This window comes from Streptomyces sp. NBC_00466 (assembly GCF_041433995.1).
In the GTDB taxonomy this organism is placed as follows: Bacteria; Actinomycetota; Actinomycetes; order Streptomycetales; family Streptomycetaceae; genus Streptomyces.
Window position 1 is genome coordinate 4,364,938 of sequence record NZ_CP107896.1, and the last position, 17,563, is coordinate 4,382,500.

General features: G+C 71.3%; 13 protein-coding genes (1 of these 13 cut by a window edge). 11 read left to right on the forward strand and 2 right to left on the reverse strand.

Going from position 1 to position 17,563, the window contains the following annotated elements; genetic code table 11:
- Nucleotides 1-119: 119 nt before the first annotated feature.
- The gene (locus OG210_RS19590; protein WP_328327193.1) at nucleotides 120-662 is read right to left on the reverse strand and encodes a cysteine dioxygenase family protein; all 543 of its coding nucleotides are present in this window, start codon (nucleotides 660-662) and stop codon (nucleotides 120-122) included.
- 648 nt (nucleotides 663-1,310) lie between these two features.
- Here OG210_RS19590 and OG210_RS19595 point away from each other — a divergent pair.
- From OG210_RS19595 to OG210_RS19605, 3 genes are all read left to right on the forward strand, one after another.
- Nucleotides 1,311-1,574, forward strand: coding sequence for a WhiB family transcriptional regulator (locus OG210_RS19595; protein ID WP_164266780.1), 264 nt, complete (start codon nucleotides 1,311-1,313; stop codon nucleotides 1,572-1,574).
- Between the two features lie 258 nt (nucleotides 1,575-1,832).
- Complete coding sequence (locus tag OG210_RS19600; protein WP_328327191.1) at nucleotides 1,833-5,729, forward strand: glycosyltransferase; 3,897 nt, start codon at nucleotides 1,833-1,835, stop codon at nucleotides 5,727-5,729.
- A complete protein-coding gene (locus tag OG210_RS19605; RefSeq protein ID WP_328327189.1) occupies nucleotides 5,726-7,240 on the forward strand; it encodes a DUF5719 family protein in 1,515 nt (504 codons plus the stop codon). The genes OG210_RS19600 and OG210_RS19605 overlap by 4 nt, the downstream gene beginning before the upstream one ends.
- A 63-nt stretch (nucleotides 7,241-7,303) precedes the next feature.
- On the opposite strand, the gene OG210_RS19610 is transcribed toward OG210_RS19605, so the two are convergent.
- On the reverse strand, nucleotides 7,304-7,762 hold the full coding sequence (locus OG210_RS19610) for a metallopeptidase family protein (RefSeq protein ID WP_328327187.1): 459 nt from the start codon (nucleotides 7,760-7,762) through the stop codon (nucleotides 7,304-7,306).
- 320 nt (nucleotides 7,763-8,082) lie between these two features.
- Between OG210_RS19610 and OG210_RS19615 the strand changes: the two genes are divergently transcribed.
- The 8 genes from OG210_RS19615 to ahcY all read left to right on the forward strand — a co-directional run.
- Complete coding sequence (locus OG210_RS19615; protein ID WP_328327185.1) at nucleotides 8,083-8,457, forward strand: DUF3499 domain-containing protein; 375 nt, start codon at nucleotides 8,083-8,085, stop codon at nucleotides 8,455-8,457.
- Nucleotides 8,458-8,660: 203 nt separating this feature from the next.
- Entirely contained in the window at nucleotides 8,661-10,277 is a 1,617-nt protein-coding gene (locus OG210_RS19620) for an L-lactate permease (protein WP_328327183.1), read from the forward strand.
- A gap of 119 nt (nucleotides 10,278-10,396) precedes the next feature.
- Nucleotides 10,397-11,770: a phosphomannomutase/phosphoglucomutase gene (locus tag OG210_RS19625; protein WP_328327181.1), complete on the forward strand. Its 1,374-nt coding sequence runs from the start codon at nucleotides 10,397-10,399 to the stop codon at nucleotides 11,768-11,770.
- Nucleotides 11,771-12,065: 295 nt separating this feature from the next.
- Entirely contained in the window at nucleotides 12,066-12,251 is a 186-nt protein-coding gene (locus tag OG210_RS19630; protein WP_328327180.1) for a Trm112 family protein, read from the forward strand.
- A gap of 53 nt (nucleotides 12,252-12,304) precedes the next feature.
- Nucleotides 12,305-13,435, forward strand: coding sequence for an SIS domain-containing protein (locus tag OG210_RS19635; protein ID WP_328327179.1), 1,131 nt, complete (start codon nucleotides 12,305-12,307; stop codon nucleotides 13,433-13,435).
- Nucleotides 13,436-13,582: 147 nt separating this feature from the next.
- Complete coding sequence (gene manA, locus OG210_RS19640; RefSeq protein ID WP_328327178.1) at nucleotides 13,583-14,746, forward strand: mannose-6-phosphate isomerase, class I; 1,164 nt, start codon at nucleotides 13,583-13,585, stop codon at nucleotides 14,744-14,746.
- Between the two features lie 66 nt (nucleotides 14,747-14,812).
- A complete protein-coding gene (locus tag OG210_RS19645; protein ID WP_328327176.1) occupies nucleotides 14,813-15,790 on the forward strand; it encodes a cation diffusion facilitator family transporter in 978 nt (325 codons plus the stop codon).
- Nucleotides 15,791-16,118: 328 nt separating this feature from the next.
- Nucleotides 16,119-17,563, forward strand: the 5' portion of a protein-coding gene (gene ahcY, locus OG210_RS19650; protein WP_371537930.1) for an adenosylhomocysteinase. It continues 13 nt past the right edge of the window; the window shows 1,445 of its 1,458 coding nt (coding positions 1-1,445); the start codon lies at nucleotides 16,119-16,121; the stop codon falls past the right edge of the window.

The following is a 17,563-nucleotide window of genomic DNA, read 5'->3' on the forward strand; positions in this document are numbered from 1 at the left end:
TGACGGGAGGGACTGTCAGGCGAAGCCTGATCGGTTGAGGGGTGGTGGCCGGGTGACGGGAGGGACTGTCAGGCGAAGCCTGATCGGTTGAGGGGTGGTGGCCGGGTGGTGCCGGGCTGTCAGGCGGGTACGGCGTCCTGCGTGGCCGGGACCGCGCACTGCGGGCTGTGCATCGGCATCTCGGTCAGGCCCGGGTAGTAGATGTGCAGGCTGACGGCCGGTTCCAGCGAGTCGTTGACGACCTCGTGGGCGTACCCGGGCGCGAAGACGCGCTGAGCGCCCGCGGCCAGTGACCGGCCGCCACGTTCGGTCCGCTCGGTCAGCGTCCCGTCGAGGACGGTCAGCACACCGGACGAACGCCCGTGGCCGTGCGGCCCGCTGCCCTGCCCCGGAACCCAGCTGAGCAGCCAGACCTCGTATCCGGGTGGGGCTTCTCCGGCTCGGCCGGAGCCCGGGGCCTGCGGAACGGCGCGCAGCCGGTGGTACCAGCGGGAGACCGCGTCGTACTCGACGAGGTGGGCCCACTGGCCCCGGTCGGCGGCGATCGAGCGGGCGAGCCCGGCGAACTCGGCCACCGTGGCCGGGTGCTCGCGGGCGGGCTGGAGAAGGTGCTGGACGGCGAGGATGTCGCCGGCGATCTGGAGGTCGCTGTCGCTGTTCATGGTGCGGGGGTTCCTCGGCAGTGAAAGTGCTGGGGTGTCGCAGAGAGGTGCAGTCAGGGCTGCGGGAAGACGCTGGAGCTCGGTGGCATCAACAGCTGGAACAGCAACAGCACGCCTGGACAGCGCTGCGGAACCCACGGGCGTGGGTCACGGAGAACGCTGCGGTCGCTGGCATGGGACCAGGAGAGCGGCTCTCGGCCTCTCTGTCAACCCACTGCCCGATTTGGGCGTAATGTTTCACCTCATCCGGTTACTCCGTCCGGAGAGAGGTTTGTTCGCCTGTCGCCGCGGAGATGTGGCGCAGCAAGCCCCACCGCAAACACCGCAGAGATCTCGTGACCAGACTGTGATCTTGATCGCTTCGGCCGGCGGAGTGCGAACGGGACCGGCCTCGGCGGAGTCCCAGTCAGGGAGGGCATTGCCCTCGCGGACCGGGAAGGCGCAGGTATGGGCCAGTGGCATGTGTCAGGTTTTTAGTGATTTGAACACTTTCCGCATAGCCTTGGTTCCGCAGAGTGAATAAGGGGCCCAATAGCAGATCTCGGCTTGACTGGCCCGGATCCACACACTTGTAATTTCACTCGTGTCGTTCGGCCGAAATCGGTAGCGACAGCAACACGGGGACGCAAAGACGGACAAGGGGCGCACATGACCGAGCTGTTCCAGCAACTGCTGGTCGAGGACGCGGATGAGGAATTCGGCTGGCAGGAGCGCGCGCTGTGCGCCCAGACCGACCCCGAGTCCTTCTTCCCCGAGAAGGGCGGTTCCACCCGCGAGGCCAAGAAGGTCTGCCTCGCCTGCGAGGTCCGCTCCGAGTGTCTTGAGTACGCCCTCGCCAACGACGAGCGGTTCGGCATCTGGGGTGGGCTGTCCGAGCGGGAGCGCCGACGGCTGAAAAAGGCCGCCGTCTAGCGCTGGTCGACCAGGAGCGCCGGCCGCGCTCTCCGGCCGCCCGGCCGGGCAACCGGCCGCCGGCCCATGCGCCACATCCGGTCCGCCGTCCGTCCCCCTGGGGCGGGCGGCGGACCGCTGTCCGAGCCAGCCGTTAGTGTGGGGCCCCGTCCGCGATGCACCAACGCCCCCATGGGGCACGTGCGTCCACCGCATCCGCACACCAGCCTTCCGGGGGGCAACGCCACCCGGATTCCGGCCGGAGGGGCCCGTACCTCGATGTCCGTGCACAGTCAATCGACGGCCCCTTACGAGGCCGCAACACCTGCGTTCGCTCCCGCACACCCGCCCGAATTCCCGCAGCATGTCGTCACCGCCGTGCTCGTCACCCACGACGGCGCCCGCTGGCTGCCCGACGCGCTCGCCGGGCTGCTCGGGCAGGAGCGGCCCGTCCAGAACGTCGTCGCGGCCGACACCGGCAGCGCCGACGCGTCCGCGAGCCTGGTCACCGAAGCGCTCGGCGCCGACCGGGTGTTGCACCTCGCACGCCGCACAGGCTTCGGTGCCGCCGTCGACGAGGCGGCCCGCACGGCAGGAGTCCTCACCCCCGAGGAACTGCCGTATCTGAAGCGGCCCAGCGGCTGGGACCCGGTGAGCCGCAGCTGGCGCGACGACGCCTATGACATGCCCGAACTGCCGCACGGCGAACCGGTGCAGTGGCTCTGGCTGCTCCACGACGACTGCGCCCCCGACCCCGACGCGCTCACCGAACTGCTGCGCGTGGTCGACAACGACCCGCACGCCGTCATCGTCGGGCCCAAACTGCGCGGCTGGTACGACCGTAAGCAACTGCTCGAAGTCGGCGTCTCGATCGCCAACAGCGGTCGCCGCTGGACCGGTCTCGACCGCCGCGAACAGGACCAGGGCCAGCACGACCAGGTCCGCTCGGTCCTGTCCGTCTCGACGGCCGGAATGCTCATCAGGCGCGACGTCTGGGAGGAACTGGGCGGGTTCGACCGCAGACTGCCGCTGATGCGTGACGACGTCGACCTGTGCTGGCGCGCACACGCCGCCGGCCACCGCGTCGTCGTCGCACCCGCCGCCGTACTGCGGCACGCGGAGGCATCGGCCCGCGAGCGCAGGCCCATCGACTGCGTGGGCCGCTCCGTCGCCAGCCCGCACCGCGTCGACAAGGCGGGCGCCGTCTACACCCTGCTCGTCAACACCCGCGGCCGCGGACTGCCGTACGTCCTGCTGCGGCTGATCGTCGGCACCCTGCTGAGAGTGATCGCGTATCTGGTCGGCAAGGCGCCGGGACAGGCGCTCGACGAGGTCGCCGGGCTCGTCGGCACCCTGCTGCGCCCCGAGCGGATCCTCGCCGCGCGGCGCAAACGCGGAGTGGGCGCGGTCGAGGCGAGCGAGCTGCGGCCGCTCTTCCCGCCGCCCGGAGCCACCGTCAAGGCCACCGCCGAGCAGGTGGCCGGCCATTTCGGCGGTAGCTCCGACGTAGAGGCCGGTTCGCGGCACGGCGCCGTCGAATCCGGTCCGGGTGGTGACGACGCCGACTTCCTGGAGATCGAGCAGTTCGCCCGGCTGAAGCGGATAGCCCGCAGGCCGGCCCCCGTGCTGTTCGCCGTGCTCCTGCTGGTGTCGGTCATCGCCTGCCGGGCGCTGCTGGGCGGAGGCGCCCTCGCGGGCGGCGCCCTGCTCCCCGCGCCCGATCACGTATCGGAGCTGTGGAACCGCTACGCCGACGTATGGCACCCCCTCGGCACCGGCGGCACCCAGACCGCCCCGCCGTATCTCGGCATCCTCGCCGTGTTCTCCACCGTCCTCCTGGGCCACACCGGACTCGCGCTCACCCTGCTGCTGGTCTGCTCGGTCCCACTGGCCGGTCTCACCGCGTACTTCGCCTCCCGTCCGCTCACCGAATCACGGCTGCTGCGGGCCTGGGGAAGCATCGCGTACGCCTTCCTGCCCGCCGCCACCGGCGCTCTGGCCTCCGGGCGGCTCGGCACGGCCGTACTCGCCGTCCTGCTGCCGCTGATCGCCCGCTGCGCCGTCTCGGCCGCCGGAGTGCGCGGGGAGCGCGGAAGCTGGCGGGCCGTCTGGGCCTACGCGTTCCTGCTCACCCTCACCATGGCCTTCACGCCCGTCGTGTGGCCCCTCGCCGTCGTCATCGGGATCGCCGTCCTGGCGCTGCACCGCGACGAGATCACCGCGTACGGGCTGCGCCTCCTCGCGGTCGCCGGTACGCCTCTCCTGCTGCTGGCACCCTGGTCGCTCTCGCTGCTCGCCGACCCTTCCGGCTTCTTCCACGAGGCGGGCATGGAGTTCGGCAAGGGCTCGGCCTCCGCGCTCGACCTGCTGGGCATGAGCCCCGGCGGTCCGAAGGCCGCGGGCGGGGTGCTGCTCATCGGAGTGGTGCTCGCCGCGCTGGCCGCCCTGCTGCGCGGGGAGCGGCAGTTCGCCATCCGCGGCGCCTGGGCGGTGGCCCTGCTGGGTCTCGTCTTCTCGGTGCCGGCCAACAGTTCGGGCTGGGCCGGTCCCACGACGCTCGTCTACGGGCTCGCGCTGCTCGCGGCCGCCGTGCTCGGCGCCGAGGGCGCACGCGAGCGTGTGGCCACCCAGAGCTTCGGCTGGCGGCAGCCGGTCGCCGGGCTGATCGCCGTCGCCGCGCTGCTCGCCCCGGTGATCGCCGCCTTCAGCTGGATGGTCAGCGGTGCGGACGGGCCGCTGGAGCGGCGCGACCCGGTGCAGGTCCCGGCGTTCGTCGCCGAGGAGAGCGGCACCCGCGACCAGGCCCGCACCCTGATCCTCGGCGGGACATCACCCTCGGAGGTCTCGTACACGCTGGTACGCGGCTCGGGCGGCAGGCTCGGCGACGCCGAGCTGGCCCGCGCGGGCGGCAGCAGCCCCCGCCTCGACAAGATCGTGTCCAACCTGGTCGCGGGCTCGGGCGCCGACCAGTCCAGCCAGCTCAGCGGGTACGCCATCCGCTATCTGCTGGTCAGGGACGGGGCGCCGCGCGAGATGAGCCGGGTGCTCGACGCCACTCCGGGGCTGAGCCGGCTCAGCCAGCTGGACGGCAGCGAGCTCTGGCGCGTCGACCGGCAGGTCGCACGGGCCACGATCGTCTCCGGTACGTCGCCGGACGCGAGTACGGAGCCCCAGTCCGTCGCCGCGGGCCCGGTGGACATCCACACCACTGTCCCGGCAGGCAAGTCCGGCCGCGTCCTGCGGCTCGCGGACGCCACCGCCCCGGGCTGGCAGGCCACCCTGGACGGCCGCGCACTCACCAGGACGACCGTCGACGGCTGGGCCCAGGGGTTCGAACTCCCCACACAGGGCGGGAAGCTCGACGTCACCTACGACGAGCCCCTCACCCACACCCTCTGGGTCTGGGCGCAGGTGGTGCTGGCGGTCGTGCTGCTGGTGCTCGCGCTGCCCGGCCGCCGGGAGCAGATCGACGACGACCTCCCCGACGAGGAACTCGCCGTACCCGCCGAGCCGGTGGCGGGCGAGGGCCGCAGGGCCCGCAGGCTGCGCGCCGCCGCCCAGGCCGAAGCCGAGGCGGCGGGGGGCCCGGACGGCCCGGATGCCACGGACGCACCGGACGCACCGGACGCACCGGACGCAACGGGCGTCATGGGCACCCCGGGAGCCACGGAGGACGGCCAGGCAGGCGAACCCGGCGAGCAGAGTCCGTACGCCCCCGCCGGACACCCCGCGGCGGATCCGTCGGCCCCCGCCGCCGATGACGGCATCGCCCCGCAGTACGGGACGGAGGTCCCACAGCAGCCCGCCTACGGCGACTGGGAGCAGCCGGCGTACGCGACGGGCGACTACAGCCAGTACCCGGCCGGGCAGTACGGCAGTGAAGGCCAGTACGGCAACGGCGGCACGTACGCCCCCGGCCAGTACGGCCAGGACGAGTACGGCAACGATGCGCAGTACGGCAACGACGCGCAGTACGGCGGCGATGCGCAGTACGGCAACGACGGCCAGGGCGGGGCCGGCCGGCCCGGTCACTACACAGCGGAGGGGCAGCAGCAGTACGACCCGTACCAGCAGCAGCCCGACGGCCAGTACGACCCGTACGCCTACGGCCTGCCGCACCAGCAGCCGCCCTACCCCGACGAGAACGAGCACCGCCCCGACGGGAGCAACCAGTGAACCGCACCGCCATCGCCCTCGCGGCGGCCGTCGCAGCCCTCGGGGCCATCACCGGTTTCGCCGTGGTCGCCGCCCCGTCGGACGCCGCCACCACGCAGCAGGCCGCCGCCAGGCTGCCCGTCGAGCGCTCCACCCTGGTCTGCCCGGCGCCCAGCACGTCCGATGTCGCCGAGACGTCGTACACCGCCTTCACCCCGGCCGGGAAGAGCGGCGGGTCCGCGGGCAGCGCCCAGTTGCTGCCTTCGGTCACCGGCACGGGCGCGAAGAAGAACGCCAAGGACAGCAAGGGCAAGGGCGGCGCACCGGACCAGGGGAAGCCCGTGGTCTCGCTCAAGCAGCCGGGCAAGCCCGTCGTCGACCAGGAGTCCGGCGGTGATTCACCGGCTCTGATCGGTTCGGCCGACGGCCCACTGGCCCCCGGCTGGACCGTCCAGCAGACCACGACGGTCGACGCCGGCGGCTCACGCGGAGTGCTCGGCACCAACTGCACGGCACCGGACACGGACTTCTGGTTCCCCGGCGCCAGTACGGCCGCGTCCCGCCAGGACTATGTGCACCTCACCAACCCGGACGACAGCGCGGCCGTCGCCGACATCGAGCTGTACGGCAAGGACGGCGCCATCAAGTCCGAGGTGGGGGAGGGGATCACGGTCCCCGCGAAGTCGACGGTTCCTGTCCTGCTCTCGACGCTGACACCCGACCCCGCCGACAATCTCACCGTCCATGTCAGCACCCGCACCGGCCGGGTCGGCGCCGTGGTGCAGTCCATGGACGACAAGCTCGGCAGCGACTGGCTGCCCGCTTCCACCGCCCCGGCCGACAAGCTGGTCATCCCCGGGATCCCGGCGGACGCCACCTCCGTACGGCTGGTGGCCCTCGCCCCCGGCTCGGACGACATGGACCTCAAGGTCCAGCTGGCCGGCGCCGACGGCACGATCACCCCGGCCGGACACGAGACGCTGCACCTCAAGGCGGGCATGACCTCCTCCGCCGACCTGGGTGACGTGACCAGGGGCGCGGCGGGGTCGCTGGTGCTCTCCCCGTCGAGCGGCGGCAAGACGCCCGTGGTGGCCGCCCTGCGCGTGGTGCGCGGCAAGGGCAGCAAGCAGGAGGTCGCCTTCATCCCGGCGACCGCACCGGTCGGCGACCGGGCATCGGTGGCCGACAACCGCTCCAAGGGCTCGGTGCTGTCGCTGGTGGCCCCGGGCGCCGCGGCCAAGGTGAAGGTCACCTCGTCGCCGGGCAGCGGCGGCGGTTCATCGGTCGTCAAGACGTACACGGTCAAGGGCGGTACGACGCTCGCGGTCAAGCCGACCCCGCCCCCCGGGCTCAAGGGCTCGTACGCGCTGACGGTGGAGCCGATGGCCGGCAGCGGCCAGTTCTACGCGTCGCGGATGCTCGAACTCCCGCAGAACGGGATCCCGATGTTCACGGTGCAGACGCTCCCGGACGACCGGGGGACGGTGTCGGTGCCGCGTGCCCGGCAGGACCTGTCGCTGCTGGACGACTGAACGGGAACGGCGGGCCGCCGATTGGGAACGGTGGCCCGCCGAACGGAAGCGGCGACCGTACGGTCAGTCCTGTCCGTACCGCGGATCGACCGACTCCGGTGCCAGGCCGAGCAGTTCGGCGACCTGCTCCACCACGACCTCGTGCACCAGTAGCGCCCGCTCGTCCCGGTTCTTGGCGCGGATCTCGACGGGGCGCCGGTAGACGACGATCTGCGCGGGCCGGTCCTTCTCGGCGGAGACCGCGCTGCCGAGCGGCACTGTTGTCTCGCCGGGCCACTCGTCGGTGCTTTCGGCGCCCTCGATCCGTGGGACGTCGAGCACTAGGAAGTCGACTTCGGAGAGTTGGGGCCAGCGCCGTTCCAGGCGTTCGACGGAGTCCGCGACAAGATCGCGGAAGGAGTCCCCACGGCTGGTCGAGAGCGGAACCTGCGGCGGGGCCACGGGCCCGCGCATCCCCCGGCCGTGCCGGTCGCGGCGGCGCGGCCGGGGCTCGGCGGGCTGGGGCGGAAGTGAGCTGTCCATCACTGACGCAGGGTAGCTCTCTGTGCGGCGCGGCGAGGCGGACGGCCGCGGCGCAGCCGTCATGTCGCGGAATGAGCATTCCGGACAGGTTCACGATCGGCGGCCGGGCTGCTTCCGATCGGTGATCTCGCATCGGCTGACTGGATATCGACGGGGGAATGACTGGATTCGATTCGTCACTCGCTGTATGCGCCTGTACCCGTGCAGGTCAAGCGAGTTGCCACCGGGCCGCGCGTGGCAGGGTTCGCGCCACGACACGGTGGAGTGACGCCGGGGCGAGTCGTCGCGGCCCGCTCAAGAGTGCGGTAACGTCCAATACCGTGAGCCCTGTACGTCGCTGTTCTCGCACCGCGTGCGGCCGCCCCGCCGTTGCGACGCTGACGTACGTCTACGCCGACTCGACCGCGGTTCTCGGTCCGCTCGCGACTTACGCTGAGCCCCACTGCTATGACCTGTGCGCTGAGCACGGCGAGCGGCTGACCGCCCCGCGCGGCTGGGAGGTCGTCCGTCTCACCGACGGCTCGGCCCCCGCCAGGCCCAGCGGTGACGATCTCGAAGCGCTCGCCAACGCCGTACGGGAAGCCGCCAGACCGCACGAGCGCGCGCCCGAGCCCGGTGGCGGCGCACGCCAGACCGCTCCGGCCGAGAGCGGGCGACGCGGCCACCTTCGCGTACTGCGCTCTCCGGAGTCCTGACCCGGGTCTCACTCCCGCTCGCCCGGCCCGTCGGCTGCGGCCGGATTCCGTGACCCGCAGCGGGGTCCGGTGCTCCGCAGTGAGATCACGTGTCCGTGTCCGCATCCCGCGATCCGTATCCCGCGATCCGCATCCTGTCCGGATCATTGACTTCCGGTTGCCATGAACATGAGCATTCCTCCACCCGTGAGGATCGAGGCCCTGTGTTTGTGCAGCCGCTGGAACCCATAGCCGATTCACTCGCCCTTTCCGCGCTCGTCGCCGCTCTGCCGTTGCTCACCGTCATGGTGCTGCTCGGCGCCGTACGGATGAAAGCCCACTGGGCCGGCCTCATCGGGCTGGCCGTCGCCGTCCTGGTCGCCCTGCTCGCGTACGGGATGCCGCTGGACCAGACACTCTCCTCGGGCGCACAGGGTGCGCTCTTCGGTCTCTTCCCCATCCTGTGGATCGTCGTCAACGCCCTCTGGGTGTACCGGATGACGGTCCGCACCCGGCACTTCGACATCCTGCGGCGCTCCTTCGGCCGGTTCTCCGACGACCCCCGCATTCAGGCCCTCGTCATCGGCTTCTGCTTCGGCGCGCTCCTCGAAGCGCTCGCCGGTTTCGGGGCCCCGGTGGCGATCTGCGCGGTGATGCTGGTGGCGCTCGGCTTCGATCCGGCGCGTGCGGCGGTCGTCGCGCTCGTCGCCAACACCGCACCGGTCGCCTTCGGCGCCATGGGCACACCCGTGGTGACGCTCGCACAGGTCAGCGGGTTGCCGCTGGACACGGTCGCCTCCGTCGTCGGCCGGCAGACTCCGCTGCTCGCCCTGGTCGTGCCGCTGCTGCTCGTGGTGATCGTGGACGGCAGGCGCGGACTCCGCGAGACCTGGGCGCCCGCGCTCGTCTGCGGAGTCGCCTTCGGGGCTGCCCAGTTCACCGCGTCGAACTTCGTCTCCGTGCAGCTCGCCGACATCCTGGCCGCGCTCGTCGGTGCCGCGGCCCTGATGGCGGTGCCCGGCGCCCGCAGGCCGGTCGCCGAACCGGTGCGGGCCGCCGTGCTCACCGGCGAACGCAGCCAGGACCTGGACGAGGCGGACCCGCCGCGCGAAGTGGTGCGTGCCTACGCCCCGTACGGGCTGATCGTCGTGGTCTTCTCGCTCGCCCAGATCCCGCCGGTGAAGCGTCTCTTCGACGGTGCGACCCGGCTCGTCGACTGGCCGTTCCTCAACGTCGCGGGCCCGGGCGGCAAACCGGTGCCGGGCAACGTCTTCTCGCTCCCGCTCATCTCGACCGGCGGGACGCTGGTCCTCTTCGCGGGGGTGCTGACGGCGGCGGTCATCGGAGTACGGGCGGGGGCCGCGCTCCGGGAGTGGGCGGCGACCGTGCACGAACTGCGGTACGCCATCCTCACGGTCACCTCGGTCCTGGCTCTCGCCTATGTCATGAACCTCTCCGGACAGGCCGCCACCATCGGTCACTTCGTCGCGGCGGCCGGCGCCGGACTCGCCTTCCTCTCACCCGTGCTCGGCTGGTTCGGGGTCGCCGTCTCCGGATCCGACACCTCGTCCAACGCCCTCTTCGGCGCACTCCAGGTCTCCGCCGCCCACGAGTCGGGACTCTCACCGCAACTGCTGGCCGCCGCCAACAGCTCGGGCGGGGTCCTGGGCAAGATGATCTCCCCGCAGAACCTGACCATCGCGTGCGCGGCGGTGGGCCTCAAGGGGCAGGAGGGAGCTCTGCTGCGCAGGGTGCTGCCGTGGAGTCTGGGGCTGCTGCTTGTGATGTGTCTGATCGTCATGGCGCAGAGCACGGCGCTCCTGGGCTGGATGCTGCCGTGAGGGTGCGCTTCCGCCCGGCGCGCGCCGGGCGGAGCTCCGGTGTGCGGAGAGTCCCGATTCCTCCAGGTAGTTTGATGGGCCCGTAAGTAACGGACAGAGCGGATATCAGGAGGACCGACGTGGCTGGTGCTGTCGATTTGTCGCAGGTCGTGAAGGCGTACGACGTACGAGGTGTCGTGCCCGACCAGTGGGACGAGTCGCTGGCCGAGCTGTTCGGGGCCGCCTTCGTGCAGGTGACGGACGCGTCGGCGATCGTCGTCGGCCACGACATGCGCCCCTCGTCGCCCGTGCTGTCCGGAGCCTTCGCGCGCGGTGCGGCGGCGCGCGGCGCGGACGTCACCCTCATCGGCCTCTGCTCGACCGACCAGTTGTACTTCGCGTCCGGGCAATTCGACCTGCCGGGAGCGATGTTCACGGCCTCGCACAACCCCGCCCGGTACAACGGCATCAAGATGTGCCGGGCCGGGGCCTCACCGGTCGGGCAGGACACGGGCCTCGCGGAGATCCGTACGCTCGTCGAGACCTGGTCCGCGACGGGCGCCCCCGAGGCCGCGCCAACTCCGGGAACCATCACTGAGCGTGACACGTTGAAGGAGTACGCGGCCCACCTCCTCTCCCTGGTCGACCTCTCGGCGATCCGCCCGCTGAAGGTCGTGGTGGACGCGGGGAACGGCATGGGCGGCCACACGGTCCCCACGGTGCTCGCCCCGCTCCCGCTCGACGTGGTCCCCCTCTACTTCGAGCTGGACGGGACATTCCCCAACCACGAGGCGAATCCGCTGGACCCGGCGAACCTCGTCGACCTCCAGGCGAAGGTCCGCGAGACCGGCGCGGACCTGGGTCTGGCCTTCGACGGCGACGCGGACCGCTGCTTCGTCATCGACGAGCGCGGTGAGGGCGTCTCGCCGTCCGCCATCACCGCCCTGGTGGCCGCCCGCGAACTGGCCGCGCACCCAGGCGGCACGGTCATCCACAACCTGATCACCTCCTGGTCGGTCCCCGAGGTCGTACGGGAGAGCGGCGGCACTCCCGTCCGCACCCGGGTGGGGCACTCCTTCATCAAGCAGGAGATGGCCACGACCGGGGCGATCTTCGGCGGGGAGCACTCGGCGCACTACTACTTCCGCGAGTTCTGGAACGCCGACACCGGCATGCTCGCGGCGCTCCACGTCCTGGCCGCCCTGGGCAACCAGCCCGGGACGCTCTCGGAGCTGGTCGCCCCGTACGACCGCTACACCGGATCGGGCGAGATCAACTCCGAGGTCACCGACCAGGCGGCCGCCACGGCGCTGGTACGGGAGGCGTACGAATCCCGTGACGGCATCACGACGGACGGCCTGGACGGTCTGACGGTGACGTCCGCTGACTGGTGGTTCAACCTCCGCCCGTCCAACACCGAGCCACTGCTGAGGCTGAACGTGGAGGCACGGGACGAGGCGACGATGGCAGAGGTCCGCGACGAGGTACTCCGGCTGGTGCGCGGGACGGGCTGACGGGGGCGGCCTGAGGGGACGGGCGCACGGGTCCGGTGCACGGGTCCGGCGCACGGGTCCGGCTCACGAGCCCGGCCGGACCGGGGACACCGCCGCCCGGGCGCATCTCGCCGACACCGCACCTGGCCGACACCGCATCTCGCCGACACCGCGCGCCGCCGACCGCACCCGCCCCCGCCGCACTCCGCACCCGCTCCACCCGAACCGCCCCGATGCCCCGCACCTGCCCCGCCCCGGCGGTACGCTGACCTGGCCCAACCCATATGCCGAACCGTATGTCCGAAGGGACTACCCCATGCCGCTCGAAGCCGGTCTCCTGGAGATCCTCGCCTGCCCGGTCTGCCACTCCCCGCTCAACGACCGGTCAGCGGCCGAGGAGAACCCGGAACTGATCTGTACCGGTAAGGAGTGCGGCCTCGCGTACCCCGTCCGCGACGGCATCCCGGTCCTGCTCGTTGACGAGGCCCGCCGGCCCGCCTAGAGCCTGTCCCCACGAACGCACCCGTACGCAAGGCGAATCGGAGGCAGACCCCGATGCTCGACGAGTCGTTGCTCGACGCCCCGGAAGCCCTGGCCCGAGCCGACCGCCGCGGACTCCTCCGCGGCGCAGCCGAGGCCGGAGCCCGGGTCCGTACCGCCGCCAGGAACGCGGCCGAGGCGGGCCTCGCCGACCTGAACCCGGAGGGGCGGCCCCGCGCCGTACTCGTGGCCGGTTCCGGCGTCGCCGCGACCGGTGTGGCCGACCTGCTCACCGCCCTGGCGGGTGCGGCGGCCCCCGTCACCCGGCTGCACCCCACAGGAGTGGCCCCCGCGGCGGGCGCACTGCGCTGGGCCCTGCCCGGCTGGGCCGGATCCGTGGACCTGCTGCTCGTCGTCACCGCCGACGGCTCGGAGCCGGGCCTCGCGCTCCTCGCGGAACAGGCGTACCGGCGCGGCTGCACGGTCGTCGGCGTCGCCCCGCGCCGCTCCCCGCTGACCGAGGCGGTCAACGGGGCGCACGGCCTCGTCGTACCGATGGCCGAAGCGCCGTACGAGGAGGAGACCGGGGTGCCGTTCACCGGGGTCGGCCCCGGTGCGCTGTGGGCCCTGCTCACCCCGCTGCTGGTCCTGCTCGACCGGGTCGGCCTGGTCACCGCGCCGCCCGAGACCCTGCAGCGCGTGGCCGACCGCCTGGACAGCACGGCGGAACGCTGCGGTCCGGCCATCGCCACCTACAGCAACCCGGCCAAGACCCTGGCGTCGGAGCTCGCCGACTCCCTCCCGCTCATCTGGACCGAAGGCGCCTCCGCGGCCCCCGTCGGCCGCCGCTTCGCCGCCGTACTGACCGAGCTGGCGGGCCGCCCCGCTCTCGCCGCCGAACTGCCCGAGGCCCTGCCCGCGCACGGCGCGCTGCTCGTCGGCCCCTTCGCGGGCGACGCCGACCCGGACGACTTCTTCCGCGACCGGGTGGACGACCCGCAGGCGCTGCACGCCCGGGTGGTGCTCGTACGCGACCGCCCGGCGGGGGGCCTCACCGCGGCCCCGGCCGCCCGCGAGATCGCGCTGGCCCAGGACACCCCGATCAGCGAGCTCGAACCGGAGGAGGGCAGCGAGCTGGAATGCCTCGCGGAGCTCCTCGCGGTCACCGACTTCGCCGCCGCCTACGCCGCCCTTGCCACGGCCTGAACGAGAACCGCCCGGTCTTTCGTGACCGTGCACAGCCAAGCACCCGGGCGCGAGAGCCCGCCGCACCCCGCACAGCACCACGAGACACCCCCCCACGTCCGCCGAGCGACCCGCACCGCCGCCCCCAGCAGCCCGGAAAGTAGCTTCATGGACCGCCTCGCCAACACTGTGCGCCCCTACGCCTGGGGCTCGACCACTGCCATCCCGGCCCTCACCGGCACCGAACCGACCGGCGAGCCGCAGGCCGAGATGTGGCTGGGCGCCCACCCCGGAGCCCCGTCCCGTATCGACCGCGGTACCGGTGAACAGGCGCTCTCGGCCGTCATCGAAGCGGACCCCGAGACCGAACTGGGTGCGCCGGCGGTAGCGAAGTTCGGCCCGCGACTGCCCTTCCTGCTCAAAATCCTCGCAGCCGGAGCCCCGCTCTCGCTCCAGGTCCACCCCGACCTCGCCCAGGCGAAGGAGGGGTACGCGGACGAGGAGCGCCGCGGCGTTCCGATCGACGCCCCGCACCGCAACTACAAGGACGCCAACCACAAGCCCGAACTCATCTGCGCGCTGACGCACTTCGACGGCCTCTGCGGCTTCCGCGCACCCGCCGAATCCGCCGACCTGCTGGCCGCCCTCGACGTGGACTCGCTCAAGCCGTACGTGGACATCCTGCGCGCGCACCCCGAGGAGGCGGCGCTGCGCGAGGTCCTGACGGCCGTCCTGTCCGCGGACCCCGCCGGGATGAAGGCCACGGTCACCGAGGCCGCCGCCGCGGCCGAACGCCTCGGCGGCGCCCACGCCCCGTACGCCTCGATCGCCCACCACTACCCGGGCGACCCGGGCGTCATCGCCGCGATGCTGCTCAACTACGTACAACTCCAGCCCGGCGAAGCGCTGTTCCTCGGCGCCGGCATCCCGCACGCGTACCTCAACGGCCTCGGTGTCGAAATCATGGCGAACTCGGACAACGTCCTCCGCTGCGGTCTGACCCCGAAGCACGTCGACGTCCCCGAACTGCTCCGTATCGTCCGCTTCGAGGCGACCGAGCCCGGCATCCTGCGCCCGGAAGCGGCCCCGGACGGCGAGGAGCTGTACGAGACCCCGATCGACGAGTTCCGGCTCTCGCGCTACGTACGCCCCGAGGACGCCCGCCCCCTCCCGCTGCCCGCGGCCACCGCACAGATCCTGCTCTGCACGGCGGGCGCTCCACGCGCGGGCGAACTCGCCCTGACGCCGGGCCAGTCGGTGTTCGTCCCGGCGGGCGAGAACGTCACCCTGAGCGGTACGGGGACGGTCTTTCGCGCCACCGTTGTGGCCTGATGCGACAATGTGCGGCCGTATAGCGGCACCAAGGCCGCGGCACCGACGAAGGGAACACGTCCACCCATGAGTGCGTCAGGTGGAACCAAGGCGATCGTGGCGGCGCTCGGCGCCAACCTCTCGATCGCGGTAGCGAAGTTCGTGGCGTTCCTCTTCAGTGGCTCGTCGTCGATGCTCGCAGAGAGCGTCCACTCACTCGCCGACTCGGGCAACCAGGGGCTGCTGCTCCTCGGCGGCAAGAAGGCCCAGCGTGAGGCAACACCGCAACACCCCTTCGGCTACGGCCGTGAGCGCTACATCTACGCCTTCCTCGTCTCGATCGTGCTCTTCTCGGTCGGCGGGATGTTCGCGGTCTACGAGGGCTACGAGAAGGTCAAGCACCCGCACTCGCTGGACAACTGGTACTGGCCGGTCGGTGTCCTGGTCTTCGCGATCATCGCGGAGGGCTACTCCTTCCGTACGGCGATCAAGGAGTCCAACCAGACGCGCGGCAAGCTCTCCTGGACCGAGTTCATCCGCCGCGCCAAGGCCCCCGAACTTCCGGTGGTGCTGCTGGAGGACTTCGGCGCGCTGATCGGTCTGGTCCTCGCACTGGCCGGCGTCGGACTGGCCGTGGGCACGGGCAACGGTGTCTGGGACGGCATCGGCACGCTCTGCATCGGCACCCTGCTCATCCTGATCGCGCTCGTCCTGGCAGCGGAGACCAAGTCCCTGCTGCTCGGTGAGGCGGCGGGCACCGAGGAGGTCGACAAGATCAAGGAAGCCATTGTCGACCACGACACCGTCACCTCCGTGATCCACATGCGGACCCTGCACCTCGGCCCCGAGGAACTCCTGGTGGCCGCCAAGATCGCGGTGCAGCACGACGACACGGCAGCGGAAGTGGCCCGCGCGATCAACGCAGCGGAGGCCCGTATCCGCGAAGCCGTCCCGATCGCCCGGGTGATCTACCTGGAACCGGACATCTACAGCGAGGCCGAGGCCGCGGCGGGCCAGGACCCGAAGGCGACCCCGGGCGGCCCGTCACCCGTACCGCACCACTGACGAGGCCCGGAGCCACATGCCCGCCCAGCCCCGCCACAGAAACGTTCCGACGAGCGTTCGGGGGTACGTCCTCAGGTACGTCGCGGGGTACGGATTTCAGCCGGTACCCCCGGTGGGCTGGGGGCCGCTGGGCCGATCGGTGTAGATTCGACGGGAGCCAGACGTCGCTGCTGATGGCGGTCGGGCGGTCCGTTCTGCGGACCGGCCGAGGGAGAGAGGGCCTCCGACGGACTGCGCCGCGAGCGCTCGGGCATTCGTGTGCCTTTCCGCCCGTCGCCGCAGCATCCAGCCCGTACACCCTCGACCAACCTTCCGAGGAGCAGCTCGTATGACGACCGACGCCATCACCCAGGACTTCAAGGTCGCGGATCTTTCGCTGGCCGCCTTCGGGCGCAAGGAGATCACTCTCGCCGAGCACGAGATGCCGGGTCTGATGTCGATCCGCAAGGAGTACGCCGCGACTCAGCCGCTGGCCGGTGCTCGTGTGACCGGTTCGCTGCACATGACGGTGCAGACGGCCGTACTGATCGAGACCCTGGTCGCTCTCGGCGCCGAGGTCCGCTGGGCCTCCTGCAACATCTTCTCCACCCAGGACCACGCCGCCGCGGCCATCGCGGTCGGCCCGAACGGCACCCCGGAGGCACCCGCGGGCGTACCGGTGTTCGCGTGGAAGGGCGAGAGCCTGGAGGAGTACTGGTGGTGCACGGAGCAGGCGCTGACCTGGCCGAACACCCCCACCGGCGGCCCCAACATGATCCTCGACGACGGCGGCGACGCCACCCTCCTGGTGCACAAGGGTGTCGAGTTCGAGAAGGCCGGCGCGGCCCCGGACCCGGCGACCGCGGACAGCGAGGAGTACAGCTACATCCTCAAGCTCCTCAACCGCACCCTGGGCGAGAACCCGCAGAAGTGGACGCAGCTGTCGTCCGAGATCCGCGGTGTCACCGAGGAGACGACGACCGGTGTGCACCGTCTGTACGAGATGCACCGTGACGGCACCCTTCTGTTCCCGGCGATCAACGTCAATGACGCTGTCACCAAGTCGAAGTTCGACAACAAGTACGGCTGCCGTCACTCGCTGATCGACGGCATCAACCGTGCCACTGACGTCCTGATCGGTGGCAAGGTCGCGGTCGTCTGTGGTTACGGCGATGTGGGCAAGGGCTGTGCGGAGTCGCTGCGCGGTCAGGGCGCTCGCGTGATCATCACCGAGATCGACCCGATCTGTGCGCTGCAGGCGGCGATGGACGGTTTCCAGGTCTCGACCCTGGACGACGTCGTGTCGATCGCGGACATCTTCGTGACCACCACGGGCAACAAGGACATCATCATGGCCGCCGACATGGCCAAGATGAAGCACCAGGCCATCGTGGGGAACATCGGTCACTTCGACAACGAGATCGACATGGCCGGCCTGGCCCAGATCCCCGGGATCGTGCGGGACGAGGTCAAGCCGCAGGTCCACACCTGGACGTTCGCCGAGGGCAAGGTCCTGATCGTCCTGTCCGAGGGGCGTCTGCTGAACCTGGGCAACGCGACGGGTCACCCGTCGTTCGTGATGTCGAACTCGTTCGCGGACCAGACGCTGGCCCAGATCGAGCTGTTCACCAAGCCCGCCGAGTACCCGACCGACGTGTACGTGCTGCCCAAGCACCTGGACGAGAAGGTCGCCCGTCTCCACCTCGACGCCCTCGGCGTCAAGCTCACGACGCTCCGTCCTGAGCAGGCCGCCTACATCGGTGTCGAGGTCTCGGGCCCGTACAAGCCGGACCA